The organism is Bacillus sp. EU63, assembly GCF_038592915.1.
GTDB classification, from domain to species: domain Bacteria; phylum Bacillota; class Bacilli; order Bacillales; family Bacillaceae; genus Bacillus; species Bacillus velezensis.
The window spans coordinates 3,625,190-3,645,604 of sequence record NZ_CP151944.1 but is presented as its reverse complement, the minus strand read 5'-3'; the positions used below and the strand labels follow the sequence as shown (position 1 = coordinate 3,645,604).

Sequence of the window (20,415 nt, the reverse complement as noted above, 5' to 3'; positions counted from 1 at the left end):
GTTTCTCCTTTATAAAAAGTAAGATATGGCCTTTCCCAGCCATTCTGCAGGAAGCTGTCTGACGGAGCGCTGTTTCACTTTTTCTAATGTGAGAAGCTCGGATTTTTCGATGTCCTGCTTTATGGTTGAAAGCACTTCCTTTGTAAAGGCTTCATCATGAATGATGACATTCACCTCTTCATTCCAGAACAGGCTCCGTTTATCAAAATTCGGCGTGCCGATAATGCTGATGCGGTCATCTATAATGAAGGCTTTAACATGATAAAAGCCTTGATAATACCGATAGATGAGGCAGCCGGCCTTCAGAAGCTCGGGATAATAGGCTAAAGCTGTTTCCCGAACGAGCGGGTGATCTGATTTCATCGGAACGATCAAGATGACTTTGACGCCTTTTCGGCAGGCTGAAATAAGCGCTTCCTGAAGCTTTTTGCTCGGTACATAATAAGGCGTGCCGATAATGATTTTTTTCTCCGCCTTACGGATGCAGTTTTCATAATGCGATTCAAGCGAAAAACCGTCAGATGCATATGTCCTATGTGAGATATTCCCTTCGGATAATGCCGGATAAACCCCGGGTGATCCGGGTGTTTTTCCGGTGTTTCGTTTCAGATCGCTTACAAAAAGAGTCTGAAGATCCGCCGTGCCTTCGCCGGTCATCCGCAGGTGATAATCCTCCCAGTTTCCGAACTTCGCTTTTTTGCCGAGGTACTCTTCAGCGATATTAAAACCGCCGACATAGCCGATTTTGCCGTCAATGACGGTCACTTTCCGGTGATTCCGTTTTTGCAGCCTGAAAAATAGAAACGGAAATGCCGGTTTATTTAGAAAATGAACGTGAACGCCGGCTTTTTTCATCGTTTGAATGGAAGGCTTTTTCACTTGGCGGCTGCCTGCCCAATCGAGCAGCAGATATACGGAGACGCCGGCCCGGGCCTTTTCTTTCAATAAATCAAACATCTCATGGCTGACTTGGTCGTTCTTCATAATAAAAAACATCATATGAATAGAAGAGACGGCTTGGCGGATATCAGCCGTCATCTGCTGCACAAGCTCGCTTCCGCAGTGAATGAGTGTGATATTACTCTTTTTCGGGTCAAAAACGGGCTCATACGCCTGTTTTTTGTACGCCGCCCGGCCAAGCAGCATATCAAACAGCATAAGTGCGATCAATATGATAAAAATGACAAGCAACACAAAAATGACCTTCATACCGACGCTCCTTTCCGAAGTATCCGTAGTGTGCCCTGAGAATGTGAATTTAATTATTGACTGAACACTCATTCATTATTTATGATAAAGTAAAGATATGACAATGAAGAGGGGTATCAGAACAAAGGGGGAGACAAGATGAACGCATTTCTCATGGTAAACGCGCTGCTGTTTTCAGCTGTAACCGCTTACGCCGTTTATTTATTCGTTTACCTGATCAGAACGAGGATCGCTTATATTAAGCTCGGCCAAAGGGAAGAATTTGATAAACGCCTGAAAGAACGTCTTCAGAAGATATGGGTGAATGTGTTCGGACAGAAAAAATTGCTGAAAGATAAAAAGAGCGGAATCATCCACGTTCTGTTTTTTTACGGTTTTATACTCGTTCAGTTCGGCGCAATTGATTTTATTCTGAAAGGGTTGCTACCTGACCGTCATCTGCCGCTCGGTCCGCTTTATCCGGCGTTTACTTTTTTTCAGGAAATCGTCACGTTTCTGATTTTAATCGCCGTAGTCTGGGCGTTTTACCGGCGCTACATTGAAAAACTCGTCAGACTGAAACGCGGGTTTAAAGCGGGGCTTGTCCTGCTGTTTATCGGCGGACTGATGGTGACGGTGCTTCTCGGGAACGCCATGAACCTTTTATGGCACGATCATTCTCTGTCTTGGACGGAACCGATCGCTTCCTCCATTGCGTTTGTGCTCGGCGGTCTTTCAGCGCCGGCGGCCGCCGCCGTGTTTTATGTTTCATGGTGGCTTCATCTGTTGTTTTTGCTCAGCTTTTTAGTGTACGTGCCGCAATCAAAGCATGCGCACTTAATTGCGGGTCCGGCGAATGTGTTCCTCAGCAGGCTGGATTCAAAAGGTAAGCTGGAAAAAATCGATTTTACCGATGAGACGAAAGAAAGCTACGGCGTCGGAAAGATTGAAGACTTCCGCCGCTCTCAGCTTGTCGACCTTTACGCCTGCGTCGAATGCGGCCGCTGTACAAATATGTGTCCGGCCTCCGGTACGGGCAAGATGCTCTCGCCGATGGACCTCATTTTAAAGCTCAGAGACCATTTGACGGAAAAAGGCGCTGCCGTGACGTCAAAATCTCCGTGGGTGCCCGCGCCCGTTTTTCAGCACACGAAGGCGAATCAGCTCGCCGCGGCTTCCTCAGGGGGAGGATCGCGTGAAGCGGCCGCAGCCATTGATTACAACCCGAGCTTAATCGGCGAGGTCATCACGGAAGAGGAGATTTGGGCGTGCACCACTTGCCGCAACTGTGAAGATCAATGTCCGGTCATGAATGAACACGTTGATAAAATTATCGATCTGCGCCGCTATCTTGTGCTTACGGAAGGGAAGATGGACAGCGACGCGCAGCGGGCCATGACAAGCATTGAAAGACAGGGAAACCCGTGGGGCTTAAACCGGAAAGAGCGGGAGAACTGGCGGGAGCAGGCCGATACAGAGATTCCGACAGTGAAAGAAATGAAAAAACAAGACAAAGAGTTCGACTATTTGTTTTGGGTCGGCTCAATGGGTTCCTACGACAACAGGAGCCAAAAGATTGCCGTCTCATTTGCAAAGCTGCTTAATGAAGCGGGCGTATCCTTTGCGATTCTCGGCAATAAGGAAAAAAACTCAGGCGATACGCCGCGCCGTTTGGGCAACGAGTTTCTGTTCCAAGAGCTGGCGGAACACAACATCGGCGAATTTGAAAAACACGGAATCAAAAAAATCGTCACGATTGATCCGCACGCCTATAATATGTTCAAAAATGAATATCCTGATTTCGGATTCCGGGCCGAAGTCTATCATCATACTGAATTATTAGCCGAGCTTGTGTCACAGGGGAAACTAAAACCGCTTCACCCGGTGAATGAAACGATTACCTTCCATGACTCGTGCTACTTAGGAAGATACAATGAAGTGTATGAGCCGCCGAGAGCGATCTTAAAAGCCATTCCGGGCGTTCAATTGAAGGAAATGGAGCGCAGCCGCGAAAACGGGATGTGCTGCGGCGCCGGGGGAGGGCTCATGTGGATGGAAGAAGAAACGGGAGCGAGAATCAACACGGCCCGGACTGAGCAGGCGCTTTCTGTCAGTCCGACGGTCATCAGCTCCGGATGTCCTTACTGTCTGACCATGCTCGGTGACGGTACGAAAGCGAAAGAAGCCGAAGACGCGATCGGCACTTATGATGTCAGTGAATTGCTCGCCATGTCTGTATTCGGCGCCGAAAAACAAGAGTCTTTATAGAAAGAAGCGGGCCGCCGGCGCATATGCCGGCGGCTTTGTTTTCGCACATCAGCCGATTTATGAAGGGACGGCTCTAAAATTTCTTAAATTACGCTGTTAAGGGTAGCATATTCTGTTTTAATTTGTTTATAATGAGAGGTATGGTTTATGAACAAAACAATACAAATTCGTTCTTATTATAGGATAGAAACAGATACATATAAGTAATAGAAAGGGAGTGTCCGACCTTGAGTATCAAACAATATTCTCAGGAACAGCTGAAGCAGATGGCTTTAGTTGAAATCGCTCACGAAATTTTCTCAGAACATAAAAAACCGGTTCCGTTCCAGGAGCTGCTGAATGAAATGATCTCCTTGCTCGGTGTTACGAAAGAGGAACTGGGCGACCGTATCGCCCAATTTTATACAGACCTGAACATTGACGGCCGCTTTATTGCTCTGTCAGACCAGACGTGGGGGCTTCGCAGCTGGTATCCGTACGATCAGCTGGACGAAGAAACACAGCCGACTGTAAAAGCGAAAAAGAAAAAAGCGAAAAAAGTCGTTGAGGAAGATCTCGACCTTGATGAATTCGAGGAAGTTGATGAAGATGACATCGATCTCGATGAAATGGAAGAAGATATTGACCTTGACGCAGACAGCTTTGACGACGAAGATGTCGATGAAGAAGATGACGACGAGCTTGAGATCGAAGACGAGATGATTGAAGAAGATGAGGAAGATTATGATGATGAGGAAGAGGATCGCAAAGACTGATTTTATATCAGCAAAACGATCTTGACTTTCATTGTCGAACTATGTAGTATGTATTTTGGGCTCTTCAAAAAGAAGAGAATTCATAAGAGTGCTACGCTCCCTTTCAAGAAATTGAAAGGGAGCTTTCTTATTTTCATCTCCCAAATTCTTTTACACATCATTTGTTTTTAGTGAAATGATTTTCTATAAAACGGCACATTTTAAGGAATGTAGCGCAGACCGAAGAGAGGAGCAAACGAAATGACGAAATATATTTTTGTAACCGGGGGAGTTGTATCATCACTCGGAAAAGGAATTGTGGCAGCATCACTCGGCCGCCTTTTGAAAAACAGAGGCATGAGCGTCACCATCCAAAAATTTGACCCTTATATCAACGTTGACCCGGGAACGATGAGCCCGTACCAGCACGGTGAGGTATTCGTTACCGATGACGGCGCTGAGACTGACCTTGACTTAGGGCATTATGAGCGGTTCATTGACATTAATCTGAACAGATTCAGCAACGTGACGACCGGTAAAATCTATTCTGCCGTATTGAAAAAAGAGCGCCGCGGGGACTACCTCGGCGGAACGGTTCAGGTCATTCCGCACATCACAAATGAACTGAAAGACCGTGTGTACCGTGCAGGCAAAGAAACAAACGCAGATGTAGTCATTACTGAGATCGGCGGAACAGTGGGAGACATCGAATCCCTTCCGTTCCTTGAAGCCATCCGTCAAATGAAAAGCGACATCGGCCATGAAAACGTGATGTACATTCACTGTACGCTTGTTCCGTACATCAAAGCGGCGGGCGAGCTGAAAACAAAACCGACGCAGCACAGCGTAAAAGAGCTGAGAAGCCTCGGTATTCAGCCTAATATCATCGTCGTGCGCACGGAAATGCCAATTTCTCAAGATATGAAAGATAAAATCGCGCTCTTCTGCGATATTGACACGAAAGCGGTCATCGAGTGCGAAGATGCGGACAACCTTTACTCCATCCCGCTTAACCTTCAGGAGCAGGGACTCGATAAGCTTGTCTGCGATCATATGAAATTAGAATGCAAAGACCCGGATATGACGGAATGGAAAGACCTTGTCACGAAAGTGAAAAACTTGTCTAAAACCATTACAATCAGCCTCGTCGGTAAATACGTCGAGCTTCAGGACGCTTACATTTCAGTCGTTGAATCACTGCGCCACGCCGGCTATGCGTTTGACGCTGATGTGAAGATCAAATGGATTAACGCCGAACAAGTGACAGAAAGCAATATTCAAGAGCTGACTGGCGGCACAGACGGAATCATCGTGCCCGGCGGTTTCGGAGACCGCGGCGTAGAAGGGAAAATCATCGCCGCCAAGTATGCGCGTGAGAATAAAATTCCGTTCTTCGGCATCTGCCTCGGTATGCAGATTGCATCCATTGAATATGCGCGAAACGTATTAGGTCTGGAAGGGGCTCACTCTGCGGAGATCGATCCGTCCACTCCTTATCCGATCATCGACCTTCTGCCAGAACAAAAAGATGTCGAGGATCTTGGAGGAACGCTTCGTCTCGGACTGTACCCTTGTAAGCTTCAGGAAGACACGAAAGCCTTCGAAGCGTATGCGGATGAAGTGGTATACGAACGCCACCGCCACCGTTATGAATTCAACAACGAATACAGACAGCAAATGGAAGAGAACGGTTTTGTGTTCTCAGGCACAAGCCCTGACGGCCGTCTTGTGGAAATCATCGAGCTGAAAGACCATCCTTGGTATGTCGCTTGCCAGTTCCACCCTGAGTTCAAATCAAGACCGACAAGACCTCAGCCTTTATTCAAAGACTTTATCGGCGCTTCCGTACAAGCTGCAGAACAGAAGTAATAAAAAAAGACTTGCCTCCTTTAAAAGCGGCAAGTCTTTTTTCTGCATCAGGCATATTCCTGCATCATTTCCTTTAACGTAAAGGATAGCGCGTGATAGACATACAGGCCTGTCATTAATGAAGGAAAGCCGTATCTTGTCCCGTCTTCATCGGGCAGAAGCGGCATTTTTAATTTGCTGTCAATATGAACATCACAAAATTCCTCAATCCCGGTTTGATCTTTGATGACAGGAGATACGCCAACGAGGCCGATCCCTTTTTCATAAAGCTTTTGAGCCAGCGCCTGTTCTTCAGCCGTGCCCGGACCTGAACAAAACATCAGCACCCTGTCGCTTTCTGTAATCGAATCAGCTGTATCCGGAAACGCTTTGACGGAAGGCATCGGTTCTGAGCCGAGTTCCGCCTCGCACAAAATGCCCTGCATCTCATTTGCGCCGTATAAATAAATGGTATGACCGCTGACGGCTGCCTGCGCCAGCAGGCGCGCGCCGTCTTCTATTGCTTCGGATTCCTTATCCTGAATGCGGGAAAAAATGCCTGCAAGCTGTGTCGTAAATATCTTTAACATGAGTGAAACCTCCTTTACACATACAAGAACAGTATACAACAAAAGAGAAAATGCTCAGAAAATGTCGGAAAGTAGACTATTATAATTAAAGGAAATGTGAAAATCAAACAGAATACATAAACAACTGCTTCCTTTTGACGAAAATGATAATATTGGGGTGTAAAATGATGAATGAAAAGATTTTAATCGTAGATGACCAATACGGTATACGCATATTGCTCAATGAAGTGTTTCATAAAGAAGGGTACCAGACGTTTCAGGCCGCCAACGGCATACAGGCGCTGGACATTGTAACGAAAGAACGGCCCGATCTCGTGCTTTTAGATATGAAAATCCCCGGCATGGACGGTATCGAAATTCTCAAGCGCATGAAGATGATCGACGAATCCATCCGCGTCATTATCATGACCGCTTACGGAGAACTCGATATGATTAAGGAATCAAAAGAGCTCGGAGCGCTGACCCATTTTGCGAAACCTTTTGACATTGATGAGATCAGAGACGCGGTGAAAAAATATTTACCTCTAAAATCGAATTAATAAAATTAGAAACAATTATGTCATTGTGTTGCCGATTTGTCGAAAAGTTGGTATCCTAGAGATGGAGAAAAAGCGATCTGTTGTTTTACATATGACAGGTTTTTATGGTCATGCTATAGGTGGAAAGCTTTTTTCGAGAAGAAGCAAATCAGGCTACATAAGGAGGACTTTCGACATGCCTTTAGTTTCAATGACGGAAATGTTGAATACAGCTAAAGAAAAAGGATATGCTGTTGGACAATTTAACTTAAATAACCTTGAGTTCACTCAAGCTATTTTACAAGCAGCAGAAGAGGAAAAATCCCCGGTTATTCTTGGTGTTTCAGAAGGCGCGGGACGCTACATGGGCGGCTTCAAAACAGTGGTTGCCATGGTTAAAGCTCTTATGGAAGAATACAAAGTGACAGTTCCTGTCGCGATTCACTTAGACCACGGTTCAAGCTTTGAATCTTGTGCGAAAGCGATTCATGCAGGTTTCACTTCTGTAATGATCGACGCATCTCACCATCCGTTTGAGGAAAACGTAGCAACTACAGCTAAAGTGGTTGAGCTTGCTCATTTCCACGGCGTTTCAGTTGAAGCTGAGCTTGGAACTGTAGGCGGACAGGAAGATGACGTGATCGCTGAAGGCGTAATCTATGCTGACCCTAAAGAGTGTCAAGAACTTGTAGAGCGCACTGGCATCGACTGCCTTGCACCTGCACTGGGTTCTGTTCACGGTCCTTACAAAGGCGAACCGAACCTCGGTTTCAAAGAAATGGAAGATATCGGAAAATCAACCGGCCTTCCGTTAGTACTTCACGGAGGTACAGGAATTCCGACTGCCGACATTAAAAAATCAATCTCACTTGGTACGGCTAAAATCAACGTAAACACTGAAAACCAAATTTCTTCTGCAAAAGCTGTCCGCGAAACATTGGCAGCTAAGCCGAACGAATACGATCCTCGTAAATATCTTGGACCTGCTCGTGAAGCAATCAAAGAAACGGTTATCGGCAAAATGCGTGAGTTCGGTTCTTCAAACCAAGCTTAATTCAATGTAACATCCATAAACCGCCTGACAGCATTGACAGGCGGTTTTATGTCTTACCTTTAGAAAGCGCAATCATGTTTTACAGTTCTGAAAATTTATTACTGGGGAGGCTTTCCTTATGTTATTTTTCATTGATACAGCAAACATTGACGAGATTAAAGAAGCTTATGAACTTGGCGTTCTTGCCGGAGTTACGACAAACCCTAGTTTAGTGGCGAAAGAAGCTGACGTGTCTTTCCATGACAGACTTCGTGAGATTACGGAAGTCGTGAGCGGATCAGTAAGCGCGGAAGTCATTTCCCTGAATGCTGAAGAAATGATTGAAGAAGGTAAAGAACTTGCGAAAATCGCACCGAATATCACGGTGAAAATCCCGATGACGTCTGAAGGGTTAAAAGCCGTAAAAGCGCTGAGCGATCTGAACATTAAAACAAACGTAACGCTCATCTTCAGCGCCAACCAGGCGCTTTTGGCGGCAAGAGCCGGAGCGACTTATGTATCTCCGTTCTTAGGCCGTCTGGATGATATCGGCCATAACGGTCTTGAACTGATTTCAGAAATAAGACAGATTTTTGACATTCATGACATTGATACACAAATCATCGCAGCTTCCATCCGTCATGCGCAGCACGTGACTGAAGCCGCTTTACGCGGTGCGCATATCGGTACGATGCCGCTGAAAGTCATTCACCAGCTGGCGAAACATCCGTTAACGGATAAAGGCATCGAGCAATTCTTGGCAGACTGGAATAAATAAGGGTGAAAAGGGCGGCAAACCGGTTGCATCCGTTTGCCGCACCCTTATGTTTTCCTGTTTGGCAGCGGGCCTTCAGTATCAAAGTGAAGAGTGTGTTTCCCCGGAATGTGAACCCGGCGGGCCTCTGTGCATCCTGTGTTAAAAATGCCCCGCAAAGCTTCGCTATTTTCTTCCTGTTATTTTATAATGTCCTTGTATTCTTTCTCTTCGAATTGGCTACATTTTGGACAAGAGCTTTATTTGCAGAGACAGAATAAAATGCCATTTTATTTACGCTCCGCAGCTATCTTCTTATGGAAGGAGACTATCATGGAAAAGTTGAATATTGCCGGCGGCGATCCGTTAAACGGAACCGTACATATCAGCGGCGCGAAAAACAGCGCCGTCGCATTGATACCCGCAACCATTCTGGCAAATTCCGAAGTAACGATCGAAGGGCTTCCGGAGATCTCAGATATTGAAACGCTGCGTGACCTGCTGAAAGAAATCGGCGGAAACGTCCATTTTGAAAAAGGAGAAATGGTCGTCGACCCTTCCCCGATGATCAGCATGCCGCTTCCCAACGGCAAAGTGAAAAAACTCCGCGCTTCCTATTACTTAATGGGCGCGATGCTGGGCCGCTTCAAACAGGCGGTCATCGGACTGCCGGGCGGATGCCATCTCGGGCCGCGGCCGATTGACCAGCACATCAAAGGGTTTGAAGCGCTTGGGGCGGAAGTCACCAATGAACAAGGCGCGATTTATCTGCGCGCCGAAAGGCTGAGAGGCGCACGGATTTATTTAGATGTCGTCAGCGTCGGAGCGACGATCAATATCATGCTTGCCGCTGTACTGGCTGAAGGTAAAACCGTGATAGAAAACGCCGCCAAGGAACCTGAGATTATTGATGTTGCCACATTGCTCACCAGCATGGGCGCAAAGATCAAAGGCGCGGGAACCAATGTAATCAGAATCGACGGCGTAAAAGAGCTGCACGGATGCAGGCATACGATCATTCCGGACAGAATTGAGGCGGGCACCTTTATGATCGCCGGCGCCGCGATGGGGAAAGAAGTCATTATTGATAATGTCATACCGACTCACCTGGAGTCTTTAACGGCGAAGCTCAGGGAAATGGGTTTTCGCATTGAGACGAGTGACGATCAGCTTCTTATGCTCGGCGGGCAGAAGCAGATAAAACCGGTCGACGTAAAAACGCTTGTTTACCCGGGATTTCCGACTGATCTTCAGCAGCCGATGACATCTCTGTTGACGAGAGCCAGCGGCACGAGCGTCGTAACCGACACCATCTACTCGGCCCGATTTAAACATATAGATGAGCTGAGACGGATGGGGGCCAACATGAAAGTGGAAGGCAGGTCGGCCATTATCACCGGTCCGGCCGAACTTCAGGGCGCAAAAGTAAAGGCGAGCGATCTGCGTGCAGGCGCTTGTCTGGTCGTCGCCGGGCTCATGGCTGACGGCGTAACCGAAATTACCGGTCTCGAGCATTTAGACCGCGGCTACAGCAATCTTGAGAAAAAACTCGAAGGTCTGGGCGCCACAATCTGGCGGCAAAGGCTGACGGACGAAGAGATAGAACAGCTCCAAAATTCATAGAAATGCGGACTTTTGAGAGGAGATCGTGTTGAAATGGAAAGAAGCTTATCGATGGAATTGGTTCGAGTCACTGAAGCGGCGGCTTTAGCATCTGCCAGATGGATGGGCCGCGGGAAAAAAGATGAAGCTGATGATGCGGCGACAAGCGCAATGCGTGACGTGTTTGACACGGTGCCGATGAAAGGCACGGTCGTGATCGGGGAAGGCGAGATGGATGAAGCGCCGATGCTTTACATCGGCGAAAAGCTCGGAAACGGATACGGCCCGCGCGTCGATGTCGCCGTCGATCCTCTTGAAGGCACAAACATCGTAGCGAGCGGCGGCTGGAATGCTCTGACGGTGATCGCGGTCGCCGACCATGGAACACTGCTGAACGCCCCGGATATGTATATGGAAAAAATCGCGGTCGGTCCCGAAGCGGTAGGCTGCATCGATATCGAAGCGCCTGTCATTGATAACTTAAAAGCCGTTGCGAAAGCGAAAAACAAAGACATTGAAGATGTCGTGGCAACCATTTTAAATCGTGACAGACATGAAAAAATCATCTCTGAATTGCGTGAGGCGGGCGCCAGAATCAAACTGATCAACGACGGTGATGTCGCGGGCGCCATCAATACGGCCTTTGACCATACGGGAGTAGATATTCTTTTCGGTTCAGGCGGGGCTCCTGAAGGCGTACTGTCTGCCGTTGCGTTAAAAGCGCTAGGCGGCGAAATCATCGGCAGGCTTCTGCCGCAAAGTGCGGAAGAGCAGGCGCGCTGTGAGAGAATGGGCCTTGATGTATCCAAAGTTCTCCGGATGGAGGACCTTGTGAGAGGGGATGACGCCATTTTTGCCGCAACGGGCGTCACGGACGGAGAGCTGCTGAAAGGCGTTCAGTTCAAAGGCTCCGTCGGCACGACTGAAAGCCTGGTCATCCGGGCGAAATCAGGAACGGTCCGATTCGTTGACGGAAGACACAGCCTGAAGAAAAAACCAAATCTTGTGATCCGGCCATAAATAGAGAAAAGCGGGACGGAAAGTCCCGCTTTTCTTTTGCAAAAAAGAGTCAACCCTATCATTTATATGTCAAAGCATTATTTAAGTTGAATAATTTTTTGAAATGAGGTAAAAATAAAGAGTGCTGCGATTTTTCTGTGTCATTCCTTCTTTTGAGTACTGGGAAATTTTCAAATTCTACCGCATACAGACGATATAAATATTGATCTTCTCAAGTTTTTGTCCTCGCTTCCTTCAAAACTCATTAAGACATTCCTTTTTTAAAAAAGCGCCGATCATGGGTGGAAGTGTTACCGATAGAAGTTCCTGAACGTTTTATAAAAGAATGTGCTTTGGCGGAATCATGCGAAGCAGCCGATTTGAATGAAAACAGCAATACATTGACTATGAAAAGCGTGGTGTTTTTATGAAAGACGTATCTATTTCCTCTTTGGAAAATATGAAATTAAAAGAACTATATGAACTGGCCAGACATTATAAAATCTCCTACTACAGCAAACTGACTAAAAAAGAATTAATCTTTGCCATCCTGAAAGCCAACGCCGAGCAGGAGGATCTTCTGTTTATGGAAGGCGTGCTCGAAATCATCCAATCGGAAGGATTCGGCTTCCTCAGACCGATTAATTACTCGCCAAGCTCAGAAGACATCTATATTTCTGCTTCCCAGATCCGCCGCTTTGATTTAAGAAACGGTGACAAAGTATCCGGCAAGGTGCGTCCGCCGAAAGAAAACGAACGCTATTACGGACTTTTGCACGTTGAAGCGGTAAATGGAGACGATCCGGAATCTGCGAAAGAGCGCGTTCATTTTCCCGCGCTGACTCCGCTTTATCCGGACCGCCAAATGGTGCTTGAGACGAAACCGAATTATCTCTCAACAAGAATTCTCGATATGATGGCTCCCGTCGGTTTCGGCCAGCGCGGTCTGATCGTGGCGCCGCCGAAAGCCGGTAAAACCATGCTGTTAAAAGAAATCGCTAACAGCATTACGACAAATCAGCCTGACGCTGAATTGATCGTTCTCTTAATTGATGAAAGACCGGAAGAAGTAACGGATATTGAACGTTCCGTAGCGGGCGATGTCGTCAGCTCGACGTTCGATGAAGTGCCGGAAAATCACATTAAGGTAGCGGAGCTTGTGCTTGAACGGGCGATGCGTCTCGTTGAACACAAAAAAGACGTTATCATTCTGATGGACAGCATTACCCGCCTGGCACGGGCCTACAACCTCGTTATCCCGCCAAGCGGACGTACGCTTTCCGGCGGGATTGACCCGGCTGCGTTCCATCGTCCGAAGCGCTTTTTCGGTGCCGCGAGAAACATTGAAGAGGGCGGCAGCCTGACCATTTTGGCGACGGCGCTCGTTGACACGGGCTCCCGGATGGATGACGTCATCTACGAAGAGTTTAAAGGAACGGGCAACATGGAGCTTCACCTTGACCGTTCTCTTGCGGAAAGACGGATTTTCCCGGCGATCGATATCCGCCGCTCCGGCACGCGGAAGGAAGAGCTGCTCGTGCCGAAAGAGCATCTTGACCGTCTATGGGCGATCCGCAAATCGATGTCTGATTCTCCGGACTTCGCAGAGAAGTTTATGAGAAAAATGAAAAAAACAAAAACGAATCAGGAATTCTTCGATCTGATCAACCAAGAATGGAAGCAGGCAAACCTTTCATCATCAGCCCGCCGCTGATAAAAAATGTATTTGCAAATGCAGTAAATGACTGATATAATTCTCTCATATGCGTTCCGGATTCGCTCCGGAATAATAACTCTGTTTCCACACGGGATTCAGGGCGGAAGGAGATGGATACAATGAAAGCAGGAATTCATCCTAATTTCAAAAAAGCAACAGTTAAATGCGCTTGCGGAAATGAATTTGAAACAGGCTCAGTAAAAGAAGAGGTACGCGTTGAGATTTGCTCTGAATGCCACCCATTCTACACTGGACGTCAAAAATTCGCTTCTGCTGATGGTCGTGTTGATCGCTTTAACAAAAAATACGGTCTTAAGTAATAATAGATTTTACAGGCAGGCAAGAATTGCTTCTTGCCTGTTTTTTATGTCCATAAACAGGAAAAAAAGGGGAGCGGATAGCCTATGTACATAATGAAGCAAAGCGGATGGCTTGAGCTGATATGCGGCAGCATGTTCTCTGGGAAATCAGAAGAGCTGATCCGCAGAGTGAAAAGAGCGACATATGCGAAGCAGGAGGTCAAGGTGTTCAAACCTGCCATTGATAATCGCTACAGTGAGGAGGCCGTCGTTTCTCACAACGGCACATCCATGACAAGCCACGTCATCTCGTCTTCGGCTGAAATATGGGATCATATCAGTGAAAGCACGGACGTCATCGCGGTAGATGAAGTGCAGTTTTTCGGCGAATCAATCATCGGCGATTTATCCTTGCTTGCGGATAAAGGCTATCGTGTCATCGCGGCCGGACTTGATATGGATTTCCGGGGAGAGCCGTTCGGTGTGGTGCCGAATCTGATGGCGGTTGCCGAATCAGTGACGAAGCTGCAGGCGGTCTGCTCCGTTTGCGGGTCGCCGGCAAGCCGTACGCAGCGTTTGATTGACGGGAAGCCCGCTTCCTATGATGATCCGGTCATTTTAGTCGGCGCGTCGGAGTCATACGAAGCGAGATGCAGACATCACCACGAAGTGCCGAAAAAACAGACTGATAAATAACCCTTTTCATGAAAACATCGGTAAAAAATCCGGTGTTTTTTTGACGGTTTTTCAAAAATTGTAGTTAATTAACTTAAAAAAGAGTATGAAAAAATTAAGTAATTTTCATCTCTTGAATTTTCATTTTTACAGGCATAAAATGACTAAGTAATGTAAATAGTTATGAGACATTGTTCGAATAATTGTCAAAAAAAGATATAGCAGATCGCGATCACACTAGCCAAAATGGGTAATTACTTAACTTTGTTAACTATTTGAAGAAAGAAGGAGATTTTCTTGAATAATATTAAAGTAACGAAGGAAGGCAACTTAGAAACTACTTTAAGAGGAAAAGAAGTTCTATCTATCCCTACTTTAAATAAAGGTGTTGCGTTTTCAGCAGAAGAAAGAAAAAGCCTTGGATTAGACGGGCTGCTTCCTCCGACCATTCTGTCTCTTGATGAGCAGGCAAAACGCGCATACGAGCAGTTTCAAGCTCAGCCGGACCGCCTTCGCCAAAACGTGTATTTGAATGATTTGCAAAACCGTAACGAAGTTCTTTTCTTTAAATTGCTTCAAAACCATCTTCGTGAAATGCTGCCGGTTGTTTACACACCGACTGTCGGTGAAGCGATTCAAGAATACAGCCATGAGTACAGAAGACCTCAAGGGATTTACCTTTCTATCGACAATGTAGAAGGAATTGAAGAGGCATTTGAAAACCTTCATGCCACTGCCGGAGATATTGATTTGATCGTTGCGACAGACTCAGAAAGCATCCTCGGAATCGGTGACTGGGGTGTAGGCGGTATCAACATCGCCATCGGTAAATTAGCCGTATACACAGCGGCTGCCGGTATTGACCCAAGCCGTGTTATTCCTGTCGTTCTTGACGTCGGTACGAACAATGAAAAACTTCTGAACGATCCTTTATACATCGGTAACCGCCATGAACGTATCCAAGGCGAACGTTATGAAGCTTTCATTGACGCTTATGTAAAAGCTGCGCTTAAATATTTCCCTAAAGCTCTTCTTCACTGGGAAGACCTTGGAAACAAAAACGCGCGCAATATCATGAAGAAATACAACCATGAAATTCTTACATTCAACGACGACATTCAAGGAACAGGCGCGATTACGCTTGCAGGTGTGCTTGCGGCTATGAAGAAAACAGGCGCGTCTATTAAAGACCAGCGTGTGGTTGTCTTCGGTGCGGGATCTGCCGGAATCGGAATCGCTGACCAAATCCGCGACACTATGGTGCTTGCCGGTCTTTCTGAAGAAGAAGCCAACAAAGCGTTCTACACAATGGACTACAGAGGCTTGTTAATTGAAGGTATGGAAAACATTCTTGATTTCCAAGAGCCGTACCTGCGCACAGCTGAAGAAATTAAAGATTGGAAACGCGATGAAAACGGACAAATTCCTTTCATTGAAGTGATCCGTCAAGCGAAACCGACAATCTTAATCGGTACATCAGGCCAAAGCGGCGCGTTCAGTGAAGAAATCGTCAAAGAAATGGCAAAACACGTTGAGCGTCCGGTCATCATGCCGATGTCTAACCCGACACCGCTTGCTGAAGCCGTTCCTAGCGATCTATTCAAATGGACTGACGGCAAAGTGCTTGTGGCGACAGGAAGCCCGTTTGACAATGTAGAGTACAATGGCGTTTCTCATGAAATCGGACAATCTAACAACGCATTCGCGTTCCCTGGACTTGGTCTCGGTTCAATCGTTGTAGAAGCGAAAGTGATTACTCCTGCAATGTTTGCGGCAACTGCTGACGCAATCGCAGAAAGCGTTGATTTTGAAACACCGGGTGCAGGCCTTCTGCCGAGCATGAGCGACTTACAAGAAGTTTCAATTAAAGTTGCGATCGCCGTAGCGGAAACTGCCATTAAAGAAGGCGTGGCAAACCGCATTCCTGAGAATGTAGAACATGCCGTTCTTGATGCAATGTGGAAACCGCAATATAAACAAGTTATCGCTAAATAATTTTTACGATTAATTTTACAGTCCGAGGGAAAGCTTTTATGTAAAGGCTAAAGTATACGGACATTAAGGATTTGGAGGAGAATATTTTGAGCTTCTTAGATATTTTAATCCTCCTGGCGCCGATCTTTTTCGTGATCGTGCTGGGATGGTTCGCAGGTCGCTTCGGAAGTTATGACGCGAAGTCAGCAAAAGGGGTAAGCACCTTAGTTACGAAGTACGCGCTTCCGGCGCATTTTATCGCAAGTATTTTAACCACTTCAAGAAGTGCGTTTTTATCACAGGTTCCTTTGATGATCGCTTTGATCATTGGGATTGTCGGATTCTTTATCGTCATTCTGTTGGTTTGCAAATTTATCTTCAAGTATGATTTAACGAATTCATCTGTATTTTCTTTAAACTCTGCACAGCCGACATTTGCATTTATGGGTATTCCGGTACTCGGAAGCTTATTCGGAGCAAACGAAGTAGCGATTCCTATCGCCGTTACGGGTATCGTGGTTAACGCCATCCTTGACCCGCTTGCGATCATTATCGCTACTGTCGGAGAGTCATCTAAGAAACAAGACAGCGAAAACGAGAACTTCTGGAAAATGACTGGTAAGTCTATTCTTCACGGTCTTTCCGAACCGCTTGCGGCTGCACCGCTTATCAGTATCATTCTTGTGCTTTTCGGTGTAAGTCTTCCTGAGCTGGGCGACAAAATGCTTGAACAGCTCGGCAGCACAACATCAGGTGTTGCGCTCTTCGCCGTCGGTGTAACTGTCGGTATCCGCAACATTAAGCTCAGTCTGCCGGCTTTCGGTATCGCTTTGTTAAAAGTTGCCGTTCAGCCTGCACTGATGTACCTGATCGCTCTTGCAGTCGGACTTCCGGCTGACCAGATCACAAAAGCGGTATTGCTTGTTGCATTCCCTGGATCTGCGGTAGCGGCGATGATTGCCACACGTTTCGAAAAACAAGAGGAAGAAACTGCGTCTGCGTTCGTAATCAGTGCGATTTTATCTTTGATCTCACTGCCGATCATCATTGCGCTGACCGCATAATAAAAAGCTCCCTGTTTCAGGGAGCTTTTTTGATTAGAATTGAAATTTAAAAGGTGAAAATCTGGTTTTTTTTCTGGATTTCTTATGTTCTGAAGAAGCGGCTGTTTCTGAGAGGGGAGCTGTCTGGGCAAGTTCCTGGATGCGGGAGGCCAATGTCTGCAATTCGGCATTGAGGTCGTCGATTTCCCGCCTGTGCTGAAGAAGCTGATATGAGACCCCTTCATCCGCTTTTTGTTTCAGCTGGCGTTCCAGCTCTTCTATTCTTGAAAGCAGATGGTTCCCGTCCTGTTTCTCTTTCGTGAGAACATCCAGTTTGCGCTCCAGCTCTGCCAACCTTTGTTCAGCGCCGCCAGTGATTTTCGGACGCTGCAAAATGAAGCCCGTCCGTTTTTTCGGCTGCCGGGGCACTTGAACGTCCAGAAGGGCAGTGCCTTCAGAAATTTGCCGTTTGACCGATTTCAGCACATCAAGATCCTCAGGTGTAAAGGAATAATGTCCGAGCTCATTCCGTTCAGCCGGAAGATTCAGCTGCTTGACCCACCTTTGCACCGTTTTTGCGGAGACACCGAGCTCTTTCGCGGCCATGTTTGTATTCATGATCACATACCTCCTTTTTGCTAGGTATTCGACCATGAGGCGGCGTTCCCTTCACGTTAGACAAAACAAGAAGGAATTCGCCAAAGAAAGCGGCATTTCTTCAAAAAACGTTACGCTTCATACAATTCAAGCGGAAGCTTGTCGGGATCGAAGAAAAAGGTAAACCGTTTCCCCGTCAGCGGATCGGTTCTGATCGGTTCTGTGCCGACGCCCTTTTCCTTTAACTCCCTGACGGCTGCTTCAAGATCGTTTACGGTGAAGGCGAGATGCCGGAGACCCGCGGCTTCCGGTCTGGTCGGCCGTTCGGGCGGATCGGGAAAGGAAAACAATTCAATCGCGTACGCGCCGTCCAGCGCCAGATCAAGTTTATAAGATCCGCGATCCTTTCGGTATGTTTCTTTTATAATGCCGAAACCGAGAATCTCGGTGTAAAAAGCTTTCGACTTTTCATAATCAGAGCATATGATTGCTATATGGTGGATGGATTTCAGCATATCCGCCCCTCCTTTTTTGCTTCAGTATAACAGAGGCGAATTGCTTTTGACTGGCGATAAGCCCTATACTATAATGAGAATGTTACGCACAGGAAAACAGAGGTGAAGACCGTGTTAGACCGTTTACAGTCAATTGAACAACGATACGAAAAATTAAATGAGCTTTTAAGTGATCCGGAAGTGGTCAACGATCCGAAAAAGCTTAGAGAATATTCGAAAGAGCAATCTGATATACAAGAAACCGTTGAAGTCTATAGACAATACAGAGACGCATCAGAACAGCTTGCCGATGCGAAAGCGATGCTTGAGGAAAAGCTTGATGCCGATATGAGAGAAATGGTGAAGGAAGAAATCTCCGAACTGCAGGGAGAGACGGAAACCTTATCAGAGCGTTTGAAAGTGCTCCTCATCCCGAAAGACCCGAACGATGACAAAAACGTAATCATGGAGATCCGCGGAGCAGCGGGAGGAGAAGAAGCCGCGCTGTTTGCGGGAAATCTCTACAGAATGTACTCCCGTTATGCCGAAATCCAAGGCTGGAAGACTGAAGTCATGGAAGCAAACGTGACCGGAACGGGCGGTTACAAAGAAATCATCTTTATGATTACGGGAAAAGGCGCATACTCCAAGCTGAAGTATGAAAATGGCGCGCACCGCGTACAGCGTGTTCCGGAAACGGAATCAGGCGGCCGTATTCATACATCCACGGCGACGGTGGCGTGTCTTCCTGAAGCGGAAGAAGTAGAAGTGGACATCCACGAAAAAGACATCCGCGTCGATACATTTGCATCAAGCGGACCGGGCGGACAAAGCGTAAACACGACGATGTCGGCCGTACGCCTGACGCATTTACCGACCGGTGTCGTCGTATCCTGTCAGGATGAAAAATCTCAGATTAAAAACAAAGAAAAAGCGATGAAGGTGCTCCGCGCCAGAATCTATGACAAATTCCAGCAGGAAGCTCAGGCTGAATATGATCAGACCCGCAAATCAGCCGTCGGTTCAGGCGACCGTTCCGAGCGTATCCGCACATACAATTTCCCGCAAAACCGTGTGACGGATCACCGCATCGGCCTGACGATTCAAAAGCTGGATCAAATCCTGGAAGGCAAGCTTGATGAAGTGGTTGAAGCGTTAATCGTAGAAGACCAGTCAAGCAAGCTCCAGCAGGCGGAAAATTAAGATGAAGACCGTTTTTGAAGCCCTAAGCTGGGCTTCTTCTTATTTAACCGAAGCGGGAAGAGAAAAAAACGCGGCCGAGCTGCTGCTGTTAAATGATACCGGAATGGATCGGAGCAAACTTCTCGCAAGTCTGCAGGAGCCCGTCGGCGAGGACGAGCTTTATCGATTCAGACGGCACGTGGAGATGCATAAAGAAGGTATTCCGATTCAATATATTATCGGGAAAGAACAGTTTTACGGCAGGGAATTTTTTGTGAATGACGATGTTCTCATTCCGCGTCCGGAGACGGAAGAAGTCGTCTTTCATTTGCTGGACAGACAGAAGCGGGCATTTTCCGAGGCAGAACGCCTGAACGTCATTGATATCGGTACGGGGAGCGGAGCCATTGCGGTGACGCTTGCGCTTGAATGCGGACATTTTTCAGTATCGGCTTCGGATATTTCAAAAGAAGCGCTGCAGGTGGCGGAAAGAAATGCGCAAAACCTCGGAGCGGACGTGTGCTTTTTGCAGGGAGATCTGTTAACTCCTTTTATTTCATCAGGAAAAAAAGCGGATATTATTGTTTCCAATCCGCCGTATATTTCTGAAGAAGAAATGGCGGATTTGTCGGATATCGTCCGTTTCCATGAGCCGCTTCATGCTCTTACGGACGGCGGTGACGGTTTGAAATTCTACAAGCGGTTTATGGAGGAGCTGCCTCTTGTCATGAAAGATAAAGCGCTTGTCGTCTTTGAAATCGGATATAATCAGGGAAAAGCCGTGAAAGACCTGTTCCGTCATTCCTTTCCGAATGCGGAAGTGGAAGTCGTACAGGACATCAACGGAAAAGACAGAACCGTATCCGCGGTCATCACATCATGAAAAAAGCCCGCCGGTGA

General features: G+C 46.9%; 19 protein-coding genes and 1 pseudogene. 16 read left to right on the top strand and 4 right to left on the bottom strand.

Going from position 1 to position 20,415, the window contains the following annotated elements:
* Positions 1-9: 9 nt before the first annotated feature.
* Positions 10-1,209 (bottom strand): cardiolipin synthase, encoded by a 1,200-nt coding sequence (cls, locus tag NYE38_RS18300; protein ID WP_065180300.1) that lies wholly within the window; start codon positions 1,207-1,209, stop codon positions 10-12.
* Between the two features lie 138 nt (positions 1,210-1,347).
* Here cls and NYE38_RS18295 point away from each other — a divergent pair, with 138 nt between their 5' ends.
* The 3 genes from NYE38_RS18295 (at position 1,348) to pyrG (ending at position 6,059) form a co-directional block, all read left to right on the top strand.
* Complete coding sequence (locus tag NYE38_RS18295; RefSeq protein WP_017418725.1) at positions 1,348-3,456, top strand: (Fe-S)-binding protein; 2,109 nt, start codon at positions 1,348-1,350, stop codon at positions 3,454-3,456.
* Positions 3,457-3,683: 227 nt separating this feature from the next.
* Positions 3,684-4,211, top strand: a complete 528-nt coding sequence (gene rpoE / locus NYE38_RS18290) for a DNA-directed RNA polymerase subunit delta (protein WP_014419114.1) — start codon at positions 3,684-3,686, stop codon at positions 4,209-4,211.
* A 240-nt stretch (positions 4,212-4,451) separates the two neighbouring features.
* Complete coding sequence (gene pyrG, locus NYE38_RS18285; protein WP_014419113.1) at positions 4,452-6,059, top strand: CTP synthase (glutamine hydrolyzing); 1,608 nt, start codon at positions 4,452-4,454, stop codon at positions 6,057-6,059.
* Between the two features lie 47 nt (positions 6,060-6,106).
* Here pyrG and NYE38_RS18280 read toward each other — a convergent pair whose 3' ends face one another.
* A complete protein-coding gene (locus NYE38_RS18280; protein WP_007407614.1) occupies positions 6,107-6,628 on the bottom strand; it encodes a DUF2529 domain-containing protein in 522 nt (173 codons plus the stop codon).
* Positions 6,629-6,792: 164 nt separating this feature from the next.
* Between NYE38_RS18280 and spo0F the strand changes: the two genes are divergently transcribed.
* The 11 genes and pseudogenes from spo0F (at position 6,793) to NYE38_RS18225 (ending at position 17,263) form a co-directional block, all read left to right on the top strand.
* Positions 6,793-7,167, top strand: coding sequence for a sporulation initiation phosphotransferase Spo0F (spo0F, locus tag NYE38_RS18275; protein WP_012118670.1), 375 nt, complete (start codon positions 6,793-6,795; stop codon positions 7,165-7,167).
* 175 nt (positions 7,168-7,342) lie between these two features.
* A complete protein-coding gene (locus tag NYE38_RS18270) occupies positions 7,343-8,200 on the top strand; it encodes a class II fructose-bisphosphate aldolase (protein ID WP_003151102.1) in 858 nt (285 codons plus the stop codon).
* A gap of 118 nt (positions 8,201-8,318) precedes the next feature.
* Positions 8,319-8,957, top strand: a complete 639-nt coding sequence (gene fsa / locus NYE38_RS18265) for a fructose-6-phosphate aldolase (RefSeq protein WP_007407613.1) — start codon at positions 8,319-8,321, stop codon at positions 8,955-8,957.
* A 309-nt stretch (positions 8,958-9,266) separates the two neighbouring features.
* A complete protein-coding gene (locus NYE38_RS18260; RefSeq protein ID WP_017418728.1) occupies positions 9,267-10,556 on the top strand; it encodes a UDP-N-acetylglucosamine 1-carboxyvinyltransferase in 1,290 nt (429 codons plus the stop codon).
* A 33-nt stretch (positions 10,557-10,589) separates the two neighbouring features.
* Positions 10,590-11,555, top strand: coding sequence for a class II fructose-bisphosphatase (gene glpX, locus NYE38_RS18255; protein WP_003151105.1), 966 nt, complete (start codon positions 10,590-10,592; stop codon positions 11,553-11,555).
* Positions 11,556-11,756: 201 nt separating this feature from the next.
* Positions 11,757-11,862 (top strand): annotated as a pseudogene (locus NYE38_RS18250) (hypothetical protein); the annotation flags it as partial.
* Between the two features lie 99 nt (positions 11,863-11,961).
* Positions 11,962-13,248 carry a transcription termination factor Rho gene (gene rho, locus NYE38_RS18245; protein WP_003151107.1) on the top strand — a complete coding sequence of 429 codons (1,287 nt, stop codon included), beginning with the start codon at positions 11,962-11,964 and terminating at the stop codon, positions 13,246-13,248.
* Positions 13,249-13,370: 122 nt separating this feature from the next.
* Complete coding sequence (gene rpmE / locus NYE38_RS18240; RefSeq protein ID WP_003151132.1) at positions 13,371-13,571, top strand: 50S ribosomal protein L31; 201 nt, start codon at positions 13,371-13,373, stop codon at positions 13,569-13,571.
* 84 nt (positions 13,572-13,655) lie between these two features.
* Complete coding sequence (locus tag NYE38_RS18235; protein ID WP_014306007.1) at positions 13,656-14,246, top strand: thymidine kinase; 591 nt, start codon at positions 13,656-13,658, stop codon at positions 14,244-14,246.
* Positions 14,247-14,522: 276 nt separating this feature from the next.
* Complete coding sequence (gene malS, locus NYE38_RS18230) at positions 14,523-16,220, top strand: oxaloacetate-decarboxylating malate dehydrogenase (protein ID WP_048367753.1); 1,698 nt, start codon at positions 14,523-14,525, stop codon at positions 16,218-16,220.
* A gap of 86 nt (positions 16,221-16,306) precedes the next feature.
* Positions 16,307-17,263 carry an AEC family transporter gene (locus NYE38_RS18225; RefSeq protein ID WP_065180298.1) on the top strand — a complete coding sequence of 319 codons (957 nt, stop codon included), beginning with the start codon at positions 16,307-16,309 and terminating at the stop codon, positions 17,261-17,263.
* Positions 17,264-17,296: 33 nt separating this feature from the next.
* Here the strand turns inward: NYE38_RS18225 and racA are convergent, their stop codons facing one another.
* Together racA and NYE38_RS18215 are read right to left on the bottom strand one after the other, a co-directional pair.
* A complete protein-coding gene (racA, locus tag NYE38_RS18220) occupies positions 17,297-17,860 on the bottom strand; it encodes a chromosome-anchoring protein RacA (RefSeq protein ID WP_025649378.1) in 564 nt (187 codons plus the stop codon).
* A 110-nt stretch (positions 17,861-17,970) separates the two neighbouring features.
* Positions 17,971-18,354 (bottom strand): VOC family protein, encoded by a 384-nt coding sequence (locus tag NYE38_RS18215; protein ID WP_007614387.1) that lies wholly within the window; start codon positions 18,352-18,354, stop codon positions 17,971-17,973.
* Between the two features lie 111 nt (positions 18,355-18,465).
* Here NYE38_RS18215 and prfA point away from each other — a divergent pair, with 111 nt between their 5' ends.
* Positions 18,466-19,536 (top strand): peptide chain release factor 1, encoded by a 1,071-nt coding sequence (gene prfA / locus NYE38_RS18210; protein WP_003151139.1) that lies wholly within the window; start codon positions 18,466-18,468, stop codon positions 19,534-19,536.
* Between the two features lies 1 nt (position 19,537).
* Positions 19,538-20,398, top strand: coding sequence for a peptide chain release factor N(5)-glutamine methyltransferase (prmC, locus tag NYE38_RS18205; protein WP_015240760.1), 861 nt, complete (start codon positions 19,538-19,540; stop codon positions 20,396-20,398).
* The last annotated feature ends 17 nt before the right edge of the window (positions 20,399-20,415 follow it).